General features: G+C 67.0%; 17 protein-coding genes. 8 read left to right on the top strand and 9 right to left on the bottom strand.

Translation table 11 applies throughout. From position 1 onward, the window contains the following. The first annotated feature begins 6 nt into the window (after positions 1-6). Entirely contained in the window at positions 7-1,575 is a 1,569-nt protein-coding gene (locus ACE3Q6_RS10550; protein ID WP_374431938.1) for a PQQ-dependent sugar dehydrogenase, read from the top strand. Here the strand turns inward: ACE3Q6_RS10550 and ACE3Q6_RS10545 are convergent. Genes ACE3Q6_RS10545 through ACE3Q6_RS10535 form a run of 3 tightly spaced genes read right to left on the bottom strand, consistent with a single transcriptional unit; the run spans position 1,572 to position 5,010 of the window. After that, positions 1,572-1,874 carry a hypothetical protein gene (locus ACE3Q6_RS10545; protein ID WP_374431936.1) on the bottom strand — a complete coding sequence of 101 codons (303 nt, stop codon included), beginning with the start codon at positions 1,872-1,874 and terminating at the stop codon, positions 1,572-1,574. The genes ACE3Q6_RS10550 and ACE3Q6_RS10545 overlap by 4 nt on opposite strands. Beyond that, positions 1,871-4,372: a cbb3-type cytochrome c oxidase subunit I gene (locus tag ACE3Q6_RS10540; protein WP_374431934.1), complete on the bottom strand. Its 2,502-nt coding sequence runs from the start codon at positions 4,370-4,372 to the stop codon at positions 1,871-1,873. Before ACE3Q6_RS10540 ends, ACE3Q6_RS10545 begins: the two co-directional genes overlap by 4 nt. Beyond that, entirely contained in the window at positions 4,369-5,010 is a 642-nt protein-coding gene (locus ACE3Q6_RS10535; RefSeq protein ID WP_374431931.1) for a cytochrome c oxidase subunit II, read from the bottom strand. The genes ACE3Q6_RS10540 and ACE3Q6_RS10535 overlap by 4 nt, the downstream gene beginning before the upstream one ends. 39 nt (positions 5,011-5,049) lie before the next feature. On the opposite strand from ACE3Q6_RS10535, the gene ACE3Q6_RS10530 reads away from it, so the two are divergent. Beyond that, on the top strand, positions 5,050-5,562 hold the full coding sequence (locus ACE3Q6_RS10530; protein ID WP_374431928.1) for a DUF2231 domain-containing protein: 513 nt from the start codon (positions 5,050-5,052) through the stop codon (positions 5,560-5,562). Here the strand turns inward: ACE3Q6_RS10530 and ACE3Q6_RS10525 are convergent. After that, positions 5,532-6,044, bottom strand: coding sequence for a CopD family protein (locus ACE3Q6_RS10525; RefSeq protein ID WP_374431926.1), 513 nt, complete (start codon positions 6,042-6,044; stop codon positions 5,532-5,534). The two genes, ACE3Q6_RS10530 and ACE3Q6_RS10525, sit on opposite strands and share 31 nt — an antisense overlap. Beyond that, complete coding sequence (locus tag ACE3Q6_RS10520; protein WP_374432085.1) at positions 6,041-6,730, bottom strand: cytochrome c oxidase assembly protein; 690 nt, start codon at positions 6,728-6,730, stop codon at positions 6,041-6,043. The genes ACE3Q6_RS10525 and ACE3Q6_RS10520 overlap by 4 nt, the downstream gene beginning before the upstream one ends. A gap of 269 nt (positions 6,731-6,999) precedes the next feature. Between ACE3Q6_RS10520 and ACE3Q6_RS10515 the strand changes: the two genes are divergently transcribed. The 3 genes from ACE3Q6_RS10515 to ACE3Q6_RS10505 all read left to right on the top strand — a co-directional run bounded on the left by ACE3Q6_RS10515 (position 7,000) and on the right by ACE3Q6_RS10505 (position 10,493). Next, complete coding sequence (locus tag ACE3Q6_RS10515) at positions 7,000-9,435, top strand: heavy metal translocating P-type ATPase (RefSeq protein ID WP_374431924.1); 2,436 nt, start codon at positions 7,000-7,002, stop codon at positions 9,433-9,435. Next, positions 9,435-9,857, top strand: coding sequence for a Cu(I)-responsive transcriptional regulator (cueR, locus tag ACE3Q6_RS10510; RefSeq protein WP_374432083.1), 423 nt, complete (start codon positions 9,435-9,437; stop codon positions 9,855-9,857). Before ACE3Q6_RS10515 ends, cueR begins: the two co-directional genes overlap by 1 nt. 120 nt (positions 9,858-9,977) lie before the next feature. Further along, entirely contained in the window at positions 9,978-10,493 is a 516-nt protein-coding gene (locus ACE3Q6_RS10505; protein WP_374431922.1) for a flavin reductase family protein, read from the top strand. Here ACE3Q6_RS10505 and ACE3Q6_RS10500 read toward each other — a convergent pair whose 3' ends face one another. Beyond that, entirely contained in the window at positions 10,494-11,090 is a 597-nt protein-coding gene (locus tag ACE3Q6_RS10500) for a GNAT family N-acetyltransferase (RefSeq protein ID WP_374431921.1), read from the bottom strand. After that, positions 11,087-11,497, bottom strand: coding sequence for a ketosteroid isomerase-related protein (locus ACE3Q6_RS10495; RefSeq protein ID WP_374431919.1), 411 nt, complete (start codon positions 11,495-11,497; stop codon positions 11,087-11,089). Before ACE3Q6_RS10495 ends, ACE3Q6_RS10500 begins: the two co-directional genes overlap by 4 nt. Positions 11,498-11,797: 300 nt before the next feature. On the opposite strand from ACE3Q6_RS10495, the gene ACE3Q6_RS10490 reads away from it, so the two are divergent. Further along, positions 11,798-12,088, top strand: coding sequence for a hypothetical protein (locus ACE3Q6_RS10490; protein WP_374431915.1), 291 nt, complete (start codon positions 11,798-11,800; stop codon positions 12,086-12,088). 91 nt (positions 12,089-12,179) lie between these two features. Here ACE3Q6_RS10490 and carB read toward each other — a convergent pair whose 3' ends face one another. Continuing rightward, positions 12,180-15,509 carry a carbamoyl-phosphate synthase large subunit gene (gene carB, locus ACE3Q6_RS10485; protein WP_374431913.1) on the bottom strand — a complete coding sequence of 1,110 codons (3,330 nt, stop codon included), beginning with the start codon at positions 15,507-15,509 and terminating at the stop codon, positions 12,180-12,182. A 201-nt stretch (positions 15,510-15,710) separates the two neighbouring features. After that, positions 15,711-17,270, bottom strand: coding sequence for an amino acid permease (locus ACE3Q6_RS10480; RefSeq protein ID WP_374431908.1), 1,560 nt, complete (start codon positions 17,268-17,270; stop codon positions 15,711-15,713). Between the two features lie 250 nt (positions 17,271-17,520). Here ACE3Q6_RS10480 and ACE3Q6_RS10475 point away from each other — a divergent pair, with 250 nt between their 5' ends. Beyond that, positions 17,521-18,657, top strand: coding sequence for an aminodeoxychorismate synthase component I (locus ACE3Q6_RS10475; protein WP_374431906.1), 1,137 nt, complete (start codon positions 17,521-17,523; stop codon positions 18,655-18,657). Then, positions 18,615-19,226 carry an aminotransferase class IV family protein gene (locus tag ACE3Q6_RS10470; protein WP_374431904.1) on the top strand — a complete coding sequence of 204 codons (612 nt, stop codon included), beginning with the start codon at positions 18,615-18,617 and terminating at the stop codon, positions 19,224-19,226. Before ACE3Q6_RS10475 ends, ACE3Q6_RS10470 begins: the two co-directional genes overlap by 43 nt. The last annotated feature ends 4 nt before the right edge of the window (positions 19,227-19,230 follow it).

Genomic DNA, 19,230 nt, shown 5'->3' with positions numbered 1-19,230 from the left:
TTTCCCATGCCAGTCCAGACCCCGCTCCAGCGTGCCATCCTTCTGTCGGGAATTGCGCTCTTTGCCCTTCTGTCTGCTGCGAGGGCCCAGGACGGAGAGTTCGACATCTCCAGCCAGATCGGACCGGACCCCGTCCTGCCGGAGCCTGCCTATGGCGACCTTTTGCCCGGGATGAACGTGGGCGAGGTGATCGGCTGGAAGGAGGGCGAGACGCCGACGGTGCCTGAAGGTCTCACGATCACGGCCTATGCCACCGATCTGGTCAACCCGCGCACGGTGCACACCCTGCCCAACGGCGACGTGCTCGTCGTGCAGTCACGTGCGCCCGAGGGCAAGCCGAAATTCCGGCCAAAGGACTATATCCGCGGCTGGATCATGAAGGTCGCTGCGGGCGGCGGATCGGGGAAGCCGCCGGAAAGCAATCTCATCACCCTCTTGCGCGACCCGAACCGCGACGGGGTGGTCGATGAACGCCACGACCTACTCAAAGGCCTGCACTCGCCCTTTGGCGTCGCCTGGATCGACGATACGCTTTACGTCGCCATGGCCGACGGCGTTGTGGCCTATCCCTACAGCCTGGGAGAGACCGAGATCTCCGAAGAGCCGGAACTTGTGACACTTCTGTCCGGGGGGCCGCTGAACCATCACTGGACGAAAGACCTGGCGCTTGGGCCGGATGGCACGAAACTTTACGCCTCGGTCGGCTCCAACTCGAACGCCGCCGAGAACTCGATGGAGCTGGAGCGGGGCCGCGCCGCGATTTTCGAGATCGACCGCGCGACCGGGGCCTCGCGGATGTTCGCCAGCGGGCTGCGCAATCCGAACGGGCTGATCTTCCACCCCGAGACCGGCGCGCTTTGGACCGTCGTCAACGAGCGGGACGAGTTGGGGCCGAATCTTGTGCCGGACTACATGACGTCGGTGGTCGACGGGGGGTTCTATGGCTGGCCCTACAGCTATTACGGCCAGCATGTCGACGAACGGGTGCGCCCGCAGCGGCCCGATCTGGTCGCGGCGGCGATCAAGCCGGACTATGCGCTGTCCAGCCACGTGGCGGCGCTGGGGCTGGTGTTCACGCAGGGGTCCGCCATGCCGGAAGAATATGCCAGTGGCGCCTTCGTCGGGCAGCGCGGGTCGTGGAACCGCGAGCAGTTCAACGGCTACAAGGTATCCTATGTGCCCTTCCGCGACGGGATGCCGGATGGCATGGCGCAGGATGTGGTGACCGGCTTCCTTCTGCCCGAGGAAGAGCAGGTGCGCGGGCGGCCGGTGGGCCTCGGGATCGATGGCACTGGGGCGCTTCTTATCGCCGATGACGCCGGGAATACGGTCTGGCGTGTCGCGGCGGCCGACGGGCGCGTGACCGATGCCCCGGTCGAGACGGACCGTGTGGCGACGGATGCCTCGGCGGCGGCCGTGCCGGCTGAGGGTGAGGCGGAGCCGGTTGCGCCGCCCGCCGAAGCGCCGGACGACGGAACTGCTCCGGTCGAGGAGACTGCTCCTGCAGAGCCGGCACAGGCGGAACCTGTTCAGGCCGAAGAGCCTGCTCCGGCCGAGCCTGCACCCGCCGACTAGCCGCAGACCGTCAGGGCCAGCACCGGCAGTGATGTCCAAAGCGCCGCGGCCAAGGCTGCGGCGCCAAGCGTCGTGGTGGTCGCCTGCACGAAGCGAGACGGCGACGGCTTTCCGAGAAGCACCGCAAGGACCAGCCCCTGCGTGACCACGAACGCTCCGGCGGCAATGATCAGTGCCAGCCGCGGATCCACCCCCTCGGGCCAATGGCGCGAGCAGGACAGGCCCTGCAGCGCGTAGACGGCGCAGAAGCCGATGATCCACACGGTAAAGGGCAGCGACAGGCGGAAGACGTTTCTCATCCCAGTCCCCCCGGTAACCAGGCCGCCGCAAGCGCGACAAGGCCGGTCGCGGCGGCGAAGTCGGCCCAAAGGCCGACGATGCGGGCCTCGCCCAGTCGGACGGGGTGGCCCGCGATCCGGCGCAGGGCGAGGTAGCCCAGCATGATCAGCACCAGCCCGACGTGGAACGCGACATGCCCGGCCAGCAGCCACAGCGTCGCGTCATAGGCGTGGCTCGCTGGGTCCGGTCGCGCCAGCATGACCGAGGCCGCGGCGGCCGACAGCGCCAGCGCCCCGACCACGGCGACCGGCAGACCGACCGAAATACCCCGTCCACTGGCTATGGCGCGGGCGCAAATCCGGGGGCCAAGGGCCAGTGCGGCCGCGCCCCCCAGGGCAAGAGCCACCGCCCAGAGGTCCGCGCTCAGGTAGGACGGCGGGGGCCAGTTCGGGGCGACGGTCCAAAGGAAGGCATAGCCGAAGACGAGCGAGCCGAAATGCACCCCATCCGCCACAAGAAGGAACAGCGAGCCCCACCAGCCGGGCGGGTCCGGCGTCTCGGACGCGACGGGGAGAAGGGTGCCGTGACCGGCCTCGACCGGTGCCTCGGGGCGGGCGGGGGACAGGCGCCAGACCCAGACCAACGCCACGACCACCACCCCCAGAAGCGCCAGGCCCGAAAGCCAGTAGGCCTTGACCAGAGGCGCCAGGAAGGACGTGCTGGTGACCACGGCCAGAAGGAAGGGCAAGGGTGAATTGCCGGGCAGGACCGCGACCTGCAGGGGCTTGCCGGTCGTCGTGGTGACGATCAGCGTCTCGCGCCGGTTGCGGGAGGCGTCGCCGAGATACCCCTCGCCCCGGGCGATGCGGACCGCAAGGTCGGGATCTTCCTGAAGGGGATAGCGGCCCTGCACGATGGGGATCGAGGCGAAACCGTAATTCGGCGACGAAGCCGGGGCGGCCCATTCCAGCGTGGCGGCCCCCCAGGGGTTCCGCCGCCCGCGCAGGCCCGCGAAGGTGTTGATCGCGATGTCCAGGATCACCAGGGCGAAGCCGATCGCCATAACGAAGGACGCGATCGAGGCGACGAGGTTCAGAAGCTCCCACCCCTGGCCTTCATCATAGGTCCAGGTCCGGCGCCGCTGGCCGAGGAGACCCGCGACATGCACGGCAAGGAAGGTGACGTGGAAGGCCGGTACCACTAGCCAGAAGGCGATGCCGCCCAAGCGGAAGAAGCTTGCCCGGCCGGTCAGGAGCGGCTGAAAGTAGTAAACCGCCGCGATCATTGGGAAGACGTATCCGCCGATCAGCACGTAATGCAGGTGGGCGACGACGAAATGCGTGTCGTGGACCTGCCAGTTGAAGGGCACGATGGCGAGCATCACTCCCGTCAGCCCGCCGATCACGAAGGTGGCGAAGAAACCGAGGATCCAGAGCATCGGCAGCTCCACCCGCACCCGGCCCTTCCAGAGCGTCCCGATCCAGGAAAAGATCATTACCGAGGTCGGCACCGCGACCAGCGTCGAGGCGGCCGAGAAGAAGGCGAGCCCGAGGTGCGGAATGCCGGTGGTGAACATGTGGTGGACCCAGAGCCCGAAGCTCAGGACCGCCAGCGACACCGCCGCCGCAACCACCCAGCCGTAGCCCAGAAGCGTGGTCCGGGCCATCACCGGCAGGATCGTGGCGATCATCCCGGCAGCGGGGAGGAAGATGATGTAGACCTCGGGATGGCCGAAAAGCCAGAAGAGGTGCTGCCAGAGAAGCGGGTCGCCGCCATTTTCGACCTGGAAGAACGGCCAGTCGAGCGCGCGTTCGGTCTCCAAGAGCAGGGATCCAAGGATCATCGGCGGGAAGGCGGTCAGGATCATCACCGCGACCACCAGGATGAACCAGGCGAAGATCGGCATCCGCGACAGGCTCATCCCGGCGGCGCGGTAGCGGAGCACGGTCACGACGATCTCGACGGCCGTGGCGATGGCGGAGACCTCGATCGAAGTGATGCCCAACAGCCAGACATCGGCGCCCAGGCCGGGGGAGAAGGCGGCGGAGGTCAGGGGGGGATACATGAACCAGCCGCCATCCGGCGACAGGCCCATCAGCATGGCGATGATGACCGCCGAGCCGCCGAAGATGTAGACCCACAGGCCGTAGGCGCCCAGCTTGGGGTAGGCGAGGTCCCGGGTGCCCAGCATCCCGGGCAGGAGGAGGACCGACAGGGCCTCGAAGAAAGGAATGGCAAACAGGAACATCATCACGGTGCCATGCATCGTGAAGACCTGGTTGTAGGCCTCGGGCCCCATGAAGGCGGACCCCGGCGTCGCGAGCTGGGCGCGGATCAGCATGGCCAGGATGCCACCGATGACGAAGAAGGTCGTGGCGACGCAAAGGAAGAGCTGGCCGATGTCGTTGTTGTTCGTGGTGGTGAACCAGCGGCGCCAGCCGGTTCGGGGCGCCCAGATCGGCTCTAGCGCCCTGTGCAGGCGCAGGGCGGTGGCACGCCGGTGCGGGCTTTCCCTCATGGTGCGCCCGCCTGCAGGAACGCATGCCAGGCGGCCTCATCATGCGCCGTTACGGTGAAGACATGTTCGCGATAGCCGGTGCCGCTGAACTCGGCGCTTTGGCCGGCATAGGTGCCGGGGGCGGCGGCCTCGATCCGCAGCACGTTCACATGGCCCGGGACTGCATCCAGCTTCCCCGCCAGACGCGGCACCCAGAAGGAATGGACGACGTCGCGACTGGTGATGCGGACATCGACGGCACGACCGGCGGGGATGTGCAGGACGTCCTCGGTCACGAAGCCGGGCCGGTCCGGATAACGGAAGCTCCAGACCCATTGCCGGGCCTCGGCCTCGACAGTCGTCAGATCGGGGTCCTCGCGCGGCAAAAGGCGTTCGCCCATCGCCAGCCCATATCCGGTCAGCGCCGCAAGGGTCACAAGCGGGAAGCCAAGTCCCAGGACCCAGACCCAGGCGTCCGAGCCCGGTTCAGCCTTTGACGTCGGCTGGCGGAGCATCGCTGCAGTCAGCAGCCCCAGGACAAGAACCGTGACCGCCCCCGCGCCGATCAGCATGACCCACCAGATCTGCGCGATCGTCGCGGCCGCCGGTCCCGCCGGATGCAGGATCGAAAGCTGCTCTTGGCAACCGGAAAGGACCAACAGCGTTGCCCCCGACCAAAGCCAGCGAAGAGGACCGCCGTGACCGAGGACGCGCCAAAGGGCGAGGGTGCCCCAGACGACCCCATCGTCAGCCACCCGCATTTCCACGAGACGGAATCCCGCATGGCGATTCTTGGCCATCCGCTGCACGCGATGTCGGTGGCCTTCCCCGTGGCGCTGACCTTCTGCGCCTTCGGGGCAGACCTCTTCTACTGGTGGTCGGGAGAGTTGCGCTGGGCCTGGGCCGCGCTGTGGGCCACGGGCACCGCCTTTCTCTTCGGCCTTCTGGCCGGGGCGACCGGCACGATGGAACTGCTGATGGTTCCGGGCATCCGCATCCGGGCCGCAGCCTGGACCCATTTCGTGATCGCCGTGATGCTTCTGTCCCTGCTCGGCCTCAACTGGGGTTGGCGCCTGCAGGGCTATGAGGCGGCCATCCTGCCCTGGGGCCTCCTTCTGTCGGGCTTCGCGGTCTTGATGGTGGGTGCGACGGGTTGGCATGGTGGGAAACTCGTCTTCGATTACCGGTTGGGCACGTCGAAGGGCAACTGACGCCCCAGCGGCGCCACAAGCCAGGACGGCATGGAAAGCTCCTCAAGCTCGGGCTTGGCCAGAACCAGCGCCAGGATGCCCAGGACAAGAACGGCGGTGATCAGTGCCGGTATCAGCGCTCCGGGGGGCTCGTGCTCGCCTTCGCTTTCGGCAACGGCGATGATGGTATGGCCGACCCAGGCATGGACCGCGACCAGACCCGCGACGCCGACCAGCTTGGCGAAAAGCCAGACCGTAAAGACCTCGCGAAGGAAGATGAGAAGGCTGCCCGTGAAGATCGCCAGCACGGCGGCGGGGGTGATGGCCCAGACATAGCCGAAATGCGTGGCGCGTCGGACCACGACGTATTCGCGGCGGACGAGGTCGTCGTCGTGTCGGGCCAACATGCGGGGCAGGGCAAGCAGGCCGGCCACCCAAATAGCCAGAAAGCCCAGGTGCAGCGCCTTGATGTGCGGGACCACCGCCTCGGTCCAGCCCATCATGCGGCCTCCGTCGAGCGCCAGGCCCGGCGCGCAAGCATCGTGCCCCAGAGCGCGAAGGGGATACCTGCGGGCATCCACATGATCAGGCCGCCGAGTTGCTGATCGGACAGGGGGGTGAAGCCCCAGAGGAGGGGTGCGCTGGCGTGGGCGGCATAAAGCGCCTGGGGCGCCAGCGTCAGAAGCGCGCCCAGCAATCCCATCGCGACATAGGCCAGGAACACCCAGCCAAGGCCCGACCCCTCGGGCTGCGAGAAGGCGGCGCGCCAGAAGAGCCAGGCCGATCCGAAGAGGCTGGCCTGCATGATCCAGTAGACCGCCATGTCCGACAGCGCCGCGTCATAGGCGGTCGGCAGGTGCCACAGCCACAGAAGCGCGGTGGCCAGGATGAAAGGCAGGCCAGCGCCGGTCCTGCGCCTTGCGGGTCGTGCCAGCGCCAGAAGCGGCGCGGCGACGGCCACCAGAAGGATGTGATGCACCACCCGTGCCGCGAAGAGCGCCGACGACAGCGCGCAAAGCGGTGACAGGAACGCTACCGCCAGGACCGCCACCGCCAGGGCTCCGGCGCGGGACCGACCGTACCAGACAGCAAGGGCGGCGATCACCGCAACGGCCAAGGGATCGAAGTTCCAGCGCCACAGAACCTCTTCCGGCAGCGGCGCGGGACCGCAGTAGACGCCCTCCCACACGGTCAAGCCGCGGAAAGGACAGCTATGTCCCGGGATTCATGGGTCGGCGACGGGCGTTGCGGGTCCATGGGAAAGTCCTTCTCGCGGTTCCGATCAACGCGGAAGGCCGTCGTCCGTTCCCTATTTCCCGTGAGGGTCAGATGGGCGGGAACATTCGGCGTCTTCGGAATCTTCGGAAAGAGGACGCAAAATCATCGGGAGGGGTCTTGACCTTACCATCATGGGAAGGTGCATATGGGGAAGGTCCCGACCACACAGGAGGACGGACCATGACCGCCCCGATCAAACAAACCACCGTCGCACTGCCCATTTCCGGCATGACCTGCGCCTCTTGCGCGGGCCGGGTGGAACGGGCGCTAAAGGCCGTGCCGGGCGTCAGCTCGGCCGCCGTCAACCTGGCCACCGAGACCGCGGAAGTCGCCGGCATCGCCCCGCGCGAGGCGCTGATCGGCGCTGTCGAGAAGGCGGGCTACAAGGTCCCCACCCGGACGCAGGAGCTGACGGTAGAAGGCATGACCTGCGCCTCTTGCGTGGCGCGAGTCGAACGCGCGCTGAAGGCCGTGCCCGGCGTCTCGACCGCGACGGTCAACCTCGCCACCGAAAGCGCGCGCGTCGAGGGTGTCGCGGATACCGCAGCCCTGCTCGCGGCGGTCAAGGCGACAGGGTACAATGCCCATGTCGCCAGCGCCGTGACCGAGACGGTCACCCAGCGGCGCGAGCGCGAGGCCGAGGGGCTGACGCGGGACCTGATCCTGGCGGCGGTCCTGACCTTGCCGGTCTTCGTTCTGGAGATGGGCGCGCACCTGGTCCCGGCCTTCCATCACTTCATCCTCGGCACCATCGGCCAGGGTGCCAGCTGGCTGATCCAGTTCGCGCTGACGACGCTGGTCCTTGCCGGTCCCGGTCGGCGCTTTTTCCTGAACGGCATTCCCGCGCTGCTGAAAGGCGCGCCGGACATGTCGAGCCTTGTCGCCATCGGCTCGGGCGCGGCCTGGGCCTATTCGACGCTGGCGACCTTCCTGCCGGGGCTGCTGCCACCCGGGTCGGTCGTCGTCTATTTCGAGGCTGCGGCGGTCATCGTGACGCTGATCCTTCTTGGCCGCCTGCTGGAGGCCCGCGCCAAGGGCCGGTCCTCGCGCGCCATCGAACGGCTGGTGGGCCTGCAACCTTCGGTCGCGCATGTGCGCCGGGGCGGGCTGGTGCAGGACATGGCCGTGGCCGAAGTTCGGCCGGGCGACCTGCTGGAACTACGGCCCGGTGAGCGGGTCCCGGTCGATGGCCGCGTGGCCGAAGGGGCCAGCTGGATCGACGAGTCGATGGTCACGGGCGAACCCCTGCCCGTCGAGAAACACGCGGGCGACCGGGTGATCGGCGGCACTGTGAACCAGACAGGGGCGCTGGTGATGGAGGCCGTGTCGGTCGGTGCGGACACGATGCTGTCCCGGATCATCCGCATGGTCGAGGCGGCGCAGGGCGGGAAGCTTCCAATCCAGGCGCTGGTCGACAAGGTGACGCTGTGGTTCGTCCCCGCAGTGATGGGTGTGGCGGTGGCGACCTTCCTGATCTGGTTGGTCGTCGGCCCGCCGCCAAGCCTGCCGATGGCTCTGGTCAATGCCGTGGCCGTCCTGATCATCGCCTGCCCCTGCGCGATGGGCCTGGCCACCCCCGTGTCGATCCTGGTCGGCACCGGCCGCGGCGCCGAACTTGGCGTCCTCTTCCGCAAGGGCGAAGCATTGCAGGCGCTGCAAGGGGTCCAGGTCGTGGCCTTCGACAAGACGGGGACCCTCACCGAAGGCAAGCCCGTACTGACCAGCTTCCAGCCCGCCGAGGGAGAGACAAAGGAGTCGCTCCTGCCCGTCCTGGCGGCCGTGGAGGCTCAGTCCGAACACCCCGTCGCCCGCGCCATCGTCGCCGCGGCAGAGGGACTGAGCCTTCCGACCGTGGAAGGCTTCCTCGCCAAACCCGGCCACGGCGTCTCCGGCCGGGTCGGGGGGACAGAGATCGCGCTCGGTTCCGCGCGCGAGATGGGCAAACGCGGAGTGGACATCGCGGCCTTCCAGGCCGAGGCCGAACGGCTCGCCGACCGGGGCGAAAGCCCGCTCTACGCGGCGCGGGACGGCAAGGCCGTGGCGCTGCTCGCGGTGGCGGACAAGGTGAAGGAGACGACCCCGGCGGCCATCGCGGCGATGAAGGCGATGGGGCTGAAGCTTGCCATGATCTCGGGCGACAATGCCCGGACCGCACGGGCCATCGCGCGCGACCTTGGCATCGACGAGGTGGTGGCCGAGGTCACGCCCGAAGGCAAGGTCGAGGTGATCCGCAAGCTGAAGGCGCAGGGCGCGCTGGCCTTTGCCGGCGACGGCATCAACGATGCCCCCGCCTTGGCCGAGGCCGACGTGGGCATCGCGATGGGCACCGGCACCGACATCGCCATCGAAGCGGCGGACGTGGTTCTGGTTTCCGGCCGCCTGCCCGCGCTGGCCGATGCCATCGGCCTTTCCCGCGCGACGATGCGGAACATCCGGCAGAACCTCTTCTGGGCCTTCGCCTACAACGCCGCCCTGATCCCGGTGGCGGCTGGGGTCCTTTACCCGGCCTTCGGCATCCTCCTGTCGCCGGTCCTCGCGGCCGGGGCCATGGCGATGTCCTCGGTCTTTGTCCTGACCAATGCCCTGCGGCTGAAACGCTACGGAGCCCGCGCATGATGAACATCGGTGAAGCAGCCGCAGCGAGTGGCGTGTCGGCCAAGATGATCCGCTACTACGAGGAGACGGGCCTGATCCCCCCGGCGGGGCGGACGGCCTCGGGCTACCGGACCTATGGCCCGAAGGAGGTCCAGATCCTGCGCTTTGTCCGGCGAGCCCGCAATTTGGGCTTCCCGATGGAGAAGGTAGCCGACCTCCTCGCGCTCTGGCGCGACCGCAGCCGCGCAAGTGCCGACGTGAAGCAACTCGCCGAGGCCCAGGTCGAGGCGCTGGATGCCCGCATCCGCGAAATGCAGGACATGAAGGCGACGCTGCAGCACCTTGTGCATTCCTGCGCCGGCGACCAGCGTCCCGACTGCCCGATCCTTGACGATCTGGGGGGCGGAGATCGCGGGTCCGTCCCTCTCGCGCGCGGGGCCTGACGGACGGGCGAGGAAAATCCCCAGGATCGGGCCGCGCCGCCATTTTCTCGGCGCGATAGCGGTTTACATCGACACAGGGGACGCCTTCGTCCCTTGTGCAACCAGTACCCGGAACACCTGATGCCAGATTTCGCCGATCTCCGCGCCGCCTTTGTCGAGGGCATGAGCCGCGCGGCCACCTTCGTCGCCGTCGCCACCACCGAGGGTGAGGGCGGGCGCGCGGGCGTCACCGTGTCTTCGCTGACTTCGGTCTCGGCGGATGGCGAGCACCCGTCGCTTCTGGTCTGCATCAACCGGCAATCGCCTGCCGCGACCGCGATCCTGCAGAACCGCGCCTTTTGCGCGAACCTTCTGGCCGAGGACCAGCAGGACGTCGCGAACCTTTTTGCCGGGCGGAGCACTGCGGACCGGGCCGAACGTTTCGACCGGGTGGCCTGGATGCCGGGGGACCTGGGCCAGCCGCTTCTGGCCGGGGCCACGGCAACCTTCGAGTGCCGGCTGGCAACTGCGCTTCTGTGGGAGACGCACCACATCATCGTCGGCCGGGTCAGTGCCGTCCGCCTGTCGGACAATGCCTCGGCCCTGCTTTATGGCCAGCGCGCCTATCGCAAGGCGATCCACATCGACGTGAAGTAGCTAGAGTTGCCGCATCCAGAACTGGAGCGGCTTTTCCGTCTCGACACTGTCGCCCAGGTCCTTCCAGCTGAACCGCGCGACGACGCCGGGAAGCGTCTCGTACCCACGTCCGCGCCAGAAGGCGTCGTTCGTCCGCGCCGCCGCCGGGCGCGCGGGATGGTCGTCCGGGCGGATGACCGAGCAGAAGGCGACATGGGTCCGGCCGAGGTCGCGGGCATGGGCCTCGCGCAGGTCGATGAAACGGTGGCCAAGGCCGAGACCGCGGTAGGGCCGCAGAAGGACCGATTCCGCCCCGTAGAGGATGCTTTCCGGCTGCAGCCCAAGCTCCCGGAACGGGGCCGAGAACTCCGGCGCATGGTCCTCCATCGGGGTCGAGGTCGAGGCGCCGATCAGCTGGCCGTCGTGGAAGGCCCCGACCAAGAGCGCGCCGGGGTTGTCGCGGTACGTGGCGAGGTATTCGCGTTCATATTCCAGCGAGCCATCGTAGAGGTAGGGCCAGTCCCGGAAGACGGTGATCCGCAGCTGCGCCACGCCGTCCAGCACGGCCTCCAGGTCGGGACCCTTCAGGACACGGACGTCAATCTCGTCGATGTTCACTGGCTCACCTGCCGGATCCAGTCGTTCAGGTTGTAGAAGGTGGTGATGCGGCTGATGAGGCCATCCCGGATTTCAAAGAACCCTCCCGCGGGGAGGATGTAGGTCTGGCCCTTCGCCTCGGGCAGGCCGGGGTCGGTCTTCAGGTACTCGCCGTGGACCACGAATTCGGCGGCTCCCCGGGTGCCGTCGTCGGTCGCGAAGACCACGATGTCCTTCAACTGCTCCCGGTAGCTGACCCCCATGTGGCCGCAGAATTCCCGGAACTTGGCCTTCCCGATCCGGTGCCCGCCCTCGTTCACCCGGTGCTCCACGTCCTCGGTCAGGCAGGCAAGCATCCCCTCGGGGTCGCCCGCATTGAAGGCGTCGTAGTAGCGGCGGATCAGGGAGAGGGTCGTCTCGCGGGTCATCGGGGTCTCCTTTGCGGCCGGAGAGTAGCGGGCCGGGGGAGGGTTTCCAAGCCGGAGGGGACGGGTTGGGGGCGGAAAGCGACCTTGGGGGGAGGGGTGTCCACGGTGGACGGGTGAGCGGCCGCAAAGGATTCCAAGGGGTTGGGCGTGGGCATTAACGGAGTGTCAAGAATTGGGAGAAGCTGCTGTCGCCGGGGAGAAGATATTCTGATGGCGGCAAAGGAACTTTTTCAAGGAATTTGAAACTTCCGCTTCACCGCCTCCGTAGCTTTGGCACTGAAAAACCAACGGAGGAAAAGAATGCGCAAAACTCTCACCGTCTCGTTTGCTTTTCTCGCTCTGACTGCCGCGGGTGTTTCGGCAGGGCATCTTGAAGGCAAGGCCTATGCCAACGGGGCGCAGAACTCGGGCGACGTCGCCTACCGGGCTGTCGAGCAGGGCACCCTGCACCCCGGACATGTCGGGGTTTTCGCCACGGGAAAGAATGGCGAGGAGAAGTACAACAAGCCTGCCGCCGACTATCACCTGGACGGAACGCCCTACGAGTCCGGTCCCGGCGGCTATGGCGCGCAGCAGAGCGCCAAGGAGTAAGGCCGGTCAAAGACCGGGCCGAAAAACAAGAAAGCGGTCAGGGTTGCCTGACCGCTTTCCCAAATGAACCGTTTGCCAGCTGGCCGGGCACTTACCCCTGCAGGGTCCTGACCCCATACCCCTCGCCCCGCGCCTTCATCGCGGCGACGGCGGCCACTGACGCGGCAGCGGTGGTGAAATACGGGATCTTGTCCATCAGCGCGACGCGGCGGATGTCGCGGCTGTCGCTGACGGCCTGGGTGCCCTCGGTGGTGTTCATCACCAGGGCGATCTCGTTGTTCTTCAACCGGTCGACGATGTTCGGGCGGCCTTCGTAGACCTTTGCAACCGGCTCGGCGGTCACTCCGTTTGACGCAAGCCAGGACGCGGTGCCCTTGGTCGCGACGATGGTGAAGCCCATCGCCACAAGGTCCTTGGCGGCGGCCGCAAGGGCATCGGTCTTGTCCATGTCCTTGACCGACAGGAAGACGCGGCCCTCGGTCGGCAGGATCGTCCCCGCGCCCATCTGGGCCTTGAGGAAGGCGAGCGCGAAGGTGCGGTCCCAGCCCATCACCTCGCCGGTCGAGCGCATTTCCGGCCCGAGCATCGGGTCGACGCCGGGGAAGCGGGCGAAGGGGAGGACGGCCTCCTTGACGCTGAACCAGGGGGTGTTGGGGTCGGCCAGCGTCAGCGGGTCGGCCAAGGGGAGCGGGCTGTCGGGGCCGACGCCCTGCGGGTAGGGGGCGCGGGCGGGGAAGGTGGACAGGGGCTCACCGGCCATCAGGCGGGCGGCGATGGAGGCGATGGCGCTGTCGGTGGCCTTGGCGACGAAGGGCACGGTGCGGCTCGCGCGCGGGTTCACTTCCAGGACGTAGATCACCCCGTCCTTGATCGCGAATTGCACGTTCATCAGGCCGACGACGTTCAGTGCCTTGGCCATGACGACGGTCTGGCGTTTCAGCTCCTCGACGGTTTCTGCCGACAGCTGGTGCGGCGGGAGGCAGCAGGCAGAGTCGCCGGAATGGACGCCGGCTTCCTCGATATGTTCCATGATTCCAGCGACATGGACGGATTTACCGTCGCTTAACGCATCCACGTCAACCTCGACGGCACCGGAGAGGTAGCTGTCGAGAAGCACGGGCGAGTCGCCCGAAACCTGGACGGCGGTGGAGATGTAGCGTTCGAGCTGTTCGTCCGAGCGGACGATTTCCATCGCGCGGCCGCCAAGGACGAAGGAGGGGCGGATGACGAGCGGGTAGCCGACGTCTTTGGCCACGGCGAAGGCCTCGTCGCGGCTGCGGGCCGTGCCGTTGTGCGGCTGTTTCAGGCCGAGGTCCTGCAGGAGCCGCTGGAACCGCTCACGGTCTTCGGCAAGGTCGATGGCGTCGGGCGTGGTGCCGAGGATCGGGATGCCCTCGGCGTGCAGCGCATTGGCGAGTTTCAGGGGTGTCTGGCCGCCGAACTGGACGATGACGCCGTGGAGCGTTCCGTTCTCCTGCTCAACCCGCAGGATTTCCAGGACGTGCTCCAGGGTCAGCGGCTCGAAGTAGAGGCGGTCGGAGGTGTCGTAGTCGGTCGAGACGGTCTCGGGGTTGCAGTTGACCATGATGGTCTCATACCCCGCCGCGGTCAGCGCGAAGCAGGCGTGGCAGCAGCAGTAGTCGAACTCGATCCCCTGGCCGATCCGGTTCGGGCCGCCGCCGAGGATGACGACCTTTTTCGCGGCCGTGGGCCGGCTTTCGCATTCCACGTCGCCCATCGCGGGGGCCTCGTAGGTGGAATACATGTAGGGGGTCTGGGCCTCGAACTCGGCGGCGCAGGTGTCGATGCGCTTGAAGACGGCCTGGACGCCGAGGTTGCGGCGGGCGCGGCGGACCTGGCCCTCGTCGCGGCCGGTGAGCTTGGCGAGGCGGGCGTCGGTGAAGCCCATCATCTTGAGCTGGCGGAGGGCGTCCGCGTTGGTGGGCAGGCCGTTCTTGCGGATGGTCGCCTCGGTGTCGATGATTTCGCGGATGCGGGACAGGAACCAGGGGTCGAAGGCGGTGACGTCCTGGATCTCGTCGTTGGAAAGGCCGTGGCGCATGGCCTGGGCGATAACGCGGAGGCGGTCCGGTGTGGCCTGGCCGAGGGCCTTGATGATCGCGGCACGGTCGGGGGCGCCCGGGATGGCGATTTCGTCGAAGCCGGTGAGGCCGGTTTCGAGGCTTGCGAGGGCCTTCTGCATCGATTCATGGATGGTGCGACCGATGGCCATCGCCTCGCCCACCGATTTCATCGCGGTGGTGAGGTTGGGCTCGGAGCCGGGGAATTTCTCGAAGGCGAAGCGGGGGATCTTGGTGACGACGTAGTCGATGGAGGGTTCGAAGGAGGCGGGCGTGACCTTGGTGATGTCGTTGTCGAGCTCGTCCAGCGTGTAGCCGATGGCGAGCTTGGCGGCGATCTTGGCGATGGGGAAGCCGGTGGCCTTGGAGGCCAAAGCGGAGGAGCGGGAGACGCGGGGGTTCATCTCGATGACGACCATGCGGCCGTCCTTCGGGTTGATCGCCCATTGCACGTTCGACCCGCCGGTCTCGACCCCGATCTCGCGCAGGACGGCGATCGAGCCGTTGCGCATGATCTGGTATTCCTTGTCGGTGAGCGTGAGCGCCGGGGCAACGGTGATGGAATCGCCGGTGTGGACGCCCATCGGGTCGACGTTTTCGATGGAGCAGACGATGATGGCGTTGTCGGCGCGGTCGCGGACGACCTCCATCTCGTATTCCTTCCAGCCGAGCAGCGACTCATCGACCAGGACCTGCGCGACGGGGGAGGCTTCGAGGCCGGACTTGATGATCGCCTCATAGTCGTCGCGGTTGTAGGCCACGCCGCCGCCGGTGCCGCCGAGGGTGAAGGCGGGGCGGATGATGGCGGGGAGGCCGACGTATTCCAGCGCGTCCATCGCTTGCTTGATGCCGGCGGCGATGTCGTACTTGCCGGTGGCAAGCTTCGGGGCTGCCACGATGGTGGCCTTGGGGTTTTCCAGGCCGATCCGGTCCATCGCCTCGCGGAACAGCTTGCGGTCTTCGGCCATCTCGATGGCTTCGCGCTTGGCGCCTATCAGCTCTACCTTGAACTTTTCCAACACGCCCATGTCGGCCAGCGCCAAGGCGGTGTTCAGGCCGGTCTGCCCGCCCATCGTCGGCAGCAGGGCATCGGGGCGTTCCTTTTCGATGATCTTGGCGACGACTTCGGGGGTGATCGGCTCGATGTAGGTGGCGTCGGCCAGACCCGGGTCGGTCATGATCGTCGCGGGGTTCGAGTTCACCAGGATGACCCGGTAGCCTTCCTCGCGCAGGGCCTTGCAGGCCTGGGCGCCGGAGTAGTCGAACTCGCAGGCCTGCCCGATGACGATGGGGCCCGCGCCGATGATCATGATCGACTTGATATCGGTCCGCTTCGGCATCGTAGCCCCCATCCTGTGCGCAAAATTGGGCGGGTTATAGACAGAAGCCCGACCGGCGCAAGGGGCAAACGGTGAGGCCGGGCGGGCCAAAATCCTTCGAAGGATTTTGCAAATTTCTTCGAAGAAATTTGGCCCCGGCCCCAGCCGCAACGAAAAGGGCCGGAGGTTTCCCCCCGGCCCGGATTTCGCAGGGAAAGTGGCTCAGCCCTTCTCGCCCACGGCAGCCTCGGCGGCGGCGATGGCGGCCTTGCGAGCGGCGATCTCGTCCCCGATGGGCGGGCCCTTGAAGCGGCGGTTTTCCACCAGGACCCAGATGACCAGGGCAAGGACGACGAAGCCCACCGTGATCTCCAGCGCCCAGTCGTTCGGCGGCTGGATCCCCAGGAAGAAGATCAGCGCCATCGACAGGATCGACAGGACTGCGACCAGCTTGTAGGTCCCGACGCCCATGTTCCACGGCCCCATCGTCGGCCACTTCGGACCACCGATGGTGAAGAGCCCTAGCGCGATCGGCAGCGCGAAGGACAGGAACAGGAAGATCACCGTGCAGCTTACCACGATCGAATAGGCGGGGGTCCCGGAGATGGTGATCGCCGAGGTGAGCCAGACGAAGAGCGTGGCTAGCACAGCGCCGGTCCAGATCGAGGCCACGGGGGTGCGGTACTTCGGCGAGACGGTGGCCAGCGCCTTCGACCCGACGGGCATGCCGTCGTCGCGGCTGAAGGCGAAGAGCATCCGGCTGACCGAGGTCACGGTGGCAAGGCCGCAGAGGAACTGGCAGACGAAGATCAGCACGTAGAGGACCTGCTTTATCGTCGGGTTCACCTGGGCATCCATGCCCCAGAAGAACACGTTCCAGCCCTGCTTTGCCGCGTCATCCATGTTCGGCAGCATCAGCACGAAGGCACAAAGCATGACCCAGCCAAAAAGACCCGACCAGATCACCGAATGCACCATGCCCGAGGGCACCGAATGCGCGGCCTTGATGGTTTCCTCGGAAGTATGGGCCGAGGCGTCGTAGCCGGTGATCGTGTAGACCGGAAGCAGCAGACCCAGCAGGAAGGCCATCAGACCGCCCACCGCGACCGGCCAGACGCCCGACGCGCCCTCGGTGCCGGTGTAGTTGGCAAAGGTCCAGAGCCGCGAGAATTCGAGGCTTGAGGCCGACGCCAGGCAGACGATGGTCAGGAGGATTGCAGTGGCGAAGATCAGGTAGCCCGAGAAGTCGGTCAGCCGGGCCGTGAGCTTGATCCCCATGTGGTTGATCAGCGCCTGGATGCCGGTGATCAGCGCCATGAAGATCACGCGGTTGGTCAGCGTGTCCTCGAGCCCCATGTTCGCCCCGAAGGCGCCCATGAAGAAGTAGTAGGTGCCGACGTTGATCGCGCCGAGCACGGTCACGAGGCCCAGAAGGTTCAGCCAGGCCGAAAGCCAGCCGGTGAAACGGTTTCCGAGGATCGAGCCCCAGTGGTAAAGCCCCCCGGCCGTCGGATAGGCCGAGGAGATCTGCGCCAGTGCCAGCGCGAACACGCCCGAGATCACGACGCCCAGAGGCCAGCCGATCCCGATGGCCGCCCCGCCCGCGCCCGAGGTGGCCTGACCCAGCGAGTTGATCCCGCCGGAGAGGATGCAGATGATCGAGAAGGAAATCGCGAAGTTCGAGAATTTCGACATGGAGCGCTGAAGTTCCTGCGCATAGCCCATGCCGTGCAGGACACTCACGTCGTCGTGTCTGTCCTTGTCTGAATAGTCCGAAGCCATTTTCAGTTCCCTCGTACCTTGTTTGGACGCTGTTGTTGTTCGTATTGCCCCGGCCACATCATTTGGTGCGGGCCGTAATGACAGGGAGCGCTCTTTTTGATCATCTGGCAAGCTTGGAATGAGTTTTCCGACCAGCTAGTCAAAAAATCTGATGGGTTGCGTCGTTTTCCGCACTGGCTGCGGCGCGGATTCGTCTGGCAGGGCGGGCGGGTTCGGCCTATCTCGGGCGGGAAGGCGCGGGGGGCGACAGGTGATCCTCATTGAACACGGACCGGATGACGAGCCTGCGCTCTTCGCGTCTTGGCGCGAGGTTATCGCGGCCTGGCACCCGTCTGAGGTCGCTCCGGCCCTGGCCCGGGCCGAGGCCGCTCGGGCTGCGGGGGCCTGGCTTGCGGGCTATGTGGCCTACGAGGCGGGCTATGCGCTGGAGCCGAAGCTTGCCCGACAGATGCCGCGCAAGCGCCCCGGGCCGCTGGTCCTGCTGGGTGTCTTCGACGCCCCGCTCGCCGCCGGGCCTGCCCTGGCCCGCGCGGCCGAGGAGGGACGGTCGACCTGGATGACAGCGCCCGAGCCCCTGGTCGGGCGGCGCGCCTATGGCAATGCGGCGGCACGGGTTTTCGACTACATCGCGGCGGGCGATTGCTATCAGGTCAACCTGACCTTCCCGATGGCGGCGCGGTTGGTCTCGGGCAGTCCGCTGGGTCTATACGGTGCGTTCCGGCGGACTGGCGCGGTGGGGCACGGGGCCTATGTCGATCTGGGCGTCGGGCCGGTCGTGGTCTCGCGCAGCCCCGAGCTGTTCTTCAAGGTCGAGGGGGGCAAGATCGTCACTCGACCGATGAAGGGGACGCGGCCGCGGGGGAAGGATGCGGCCGAGGACGCTGCGATCATCGCGGACCTGCGCAGCGACGAGAAGGACCGGGCCGAGAACCTGATGATCGTGGACCTTCTGCGCAACGACATTAGCCGCCTGTCCAAGGTGGGGACGGTGAAGGTCCCCGCTTTGTATGCGATCGAAAGCTATGCGACGGTGCATCAGATGACCTCGACCGTCGAAGGGGTGCTGGAGGGTCCGGCGACCCTGCCGGGGCTGATGGCGGCGCTCTTTCCCTGCGGGTCCGTCACCGGCGCGCCGAAGATCCGCGCGATGGAGATCATCCGCGAGGTGGAGCCCTTTGCCCGCGGCGTCTATTGCGGCGCGGTGGGCTGGATGTCTCCGTCCGGGGACGCGGACTTTTCCGTGGCGATCCGGACGCTGTCCGTGAGCGGGTCGGAGATCGTGATGAACGTGGGAGGCGGGGTGACGCATGGGTCCACCGCGCAGGGCGAATGGGAGGAGGCGCTTTGGAAGGCGCGCTTCGTGAAGGCGGCCGTGAGCCGGGACTGAAGCTGATCGAGACGGTGCTGTGGGACGGTTCTGCGGCCCCGCGCTGGGCGTTGCATCGGGAGCGGTTGCTGCGGTCGGCGGCGATGTTGGGGTGGTCCTGTCCGGAGGTCATGCCGGAAGGTCCGGCCCATCCGGCCCGGTTGCGGCTGACCCTGGACCGCGAGGGCGCGGTGGAGTGGACCGTGGCGGCCTTGCCCCCAGCGAAGGCGGAGTGGCGGGTTGGCATCGCGTCTGAGCGGCTCAGGTCGGACAATCCCTGGCTGCGGGTGAAGTCCACCCGGCGCGAGGTCTACGACCGGGCGCGGGCGGCGTTGCCCGAGGGGCTGGACGAAGTGATCTTCCTGAACGAACGCGGCGAGGTCTGCGACGGGTCGATCACCTCGGTCTTCTTCGACCGGGGGAAGGGGATGCGCACGCCGCCCTTGTCCTGCGGCTTGCTGCCGGGCGTCCTGCGTGCCGAACTCGCCTGCCCGGAGGAGGTGCTGCGGGCGGAGGACCTGCCGAATGTGCGGCTCTGGGTCGGCAATGCGCTGCGCGGGCTGATCCCTGCGGTTTTCAGACTGGACTAAATAT

Source organism: Tabrizicola sp. (assembly GCF_041913445.1).
Taxonomy (GTDB): Bacteria; Pseudomonadota; Alphaproteobacteria; order Rhodobacterales; family Rhodobacteraceae; genus Tabrizicola.
Note: the sequence above shows the minus strand (reverse complement) of the source record. Positions and strands in the feature narration are given on the sequence as shown.

What these genes read in the sequence shown, in the direction of transcription:
- ACE3Q6_RS10550 (WP_374431938.1), top strand. Translation starts at nt 7, where the DNA reads ATGCCAGTCCAGACCCCGCTCCAGCGTGCCATCCTTCTGTCGGGAATT.
- ACE3Q6_RS10545 (WP_374431936.1), bottom strand. Translation starts at nt 1,874, where the DNA reads ATGAGAAACGTCTTCCGCCTGTCGCTGCCCTTTACCGTGTGGATCATC.
- ACE3Q6_RS10540 (WP_374431934.1), bottom strand. Translation starts at nt 4,372, where the DNA reads ATGAGGGAAAGCCCGCACCGGCGTGCCACCGCCCTGCGCCTGCACAGG.
- ACE3Q6_RS10525 (WP_374431926.1), bottom strand. Translation starts at nt 6,044, where the DNA reads ATGATGGGCTGGACCGAGGCGGTGGTCCCGCACATCAAGGCGCTGCAC.
- ACE3Q6_RS10515 (WP_374431924.1), top strand. Translation starts at nt 7,000, where the DNA reads ATGACCGCCCCGATCAAACAAACCACCGTCGCACTGCCCATTTCCGGC.
- cueR (WP_374432083.1), top strand. Translation starts at nt 9,435, where the DNA reads ATGAACATCGGTGAAGCAGCCGCAGCGAGTGGCGTGTCGGCCAAGATG.
- ACE3Q6_RS10505 (WP_374431922.1), top strand. Translation starts at nt 9,978, where the DNA reads ATGCCAGATTTCGCCGATCTCCGCGCCGCCTTTGTCGAGGGCATGAGC.
- ACE3Q6_RS10495 (WP_374431919.1), bottom strand. Translation starts at nt 11,497, where the DNA reads ATGACCCGCGAGACGACCCTCTCCCTGATCCGCCGCTACTACGACGCC.
- ACE3Q6_RS10490 (WP_374431915.1), top strand. Translation starts at nt 11,798, where the DNA reads ATGCGCAAAACTCTCACCGTCTCGTTTGCTTTTCTCGCTCTGACTGCC.
- carB (WP_374431913.1), bottom strand. Translation starts at nt 15,509, where the DNA reads ATGCCGAAGCGGACCGATATCAAGTCGATCATGATCATCGGCGCGGGC.
- ACE3Q6_RS10480 (WP_374431908.1), bottom strand. Translation starts at nt 17,270, where the DNA reads ATGGCTTCGGACTATTCAGACAAGGACAGACACGACGACGTGAGTGTC.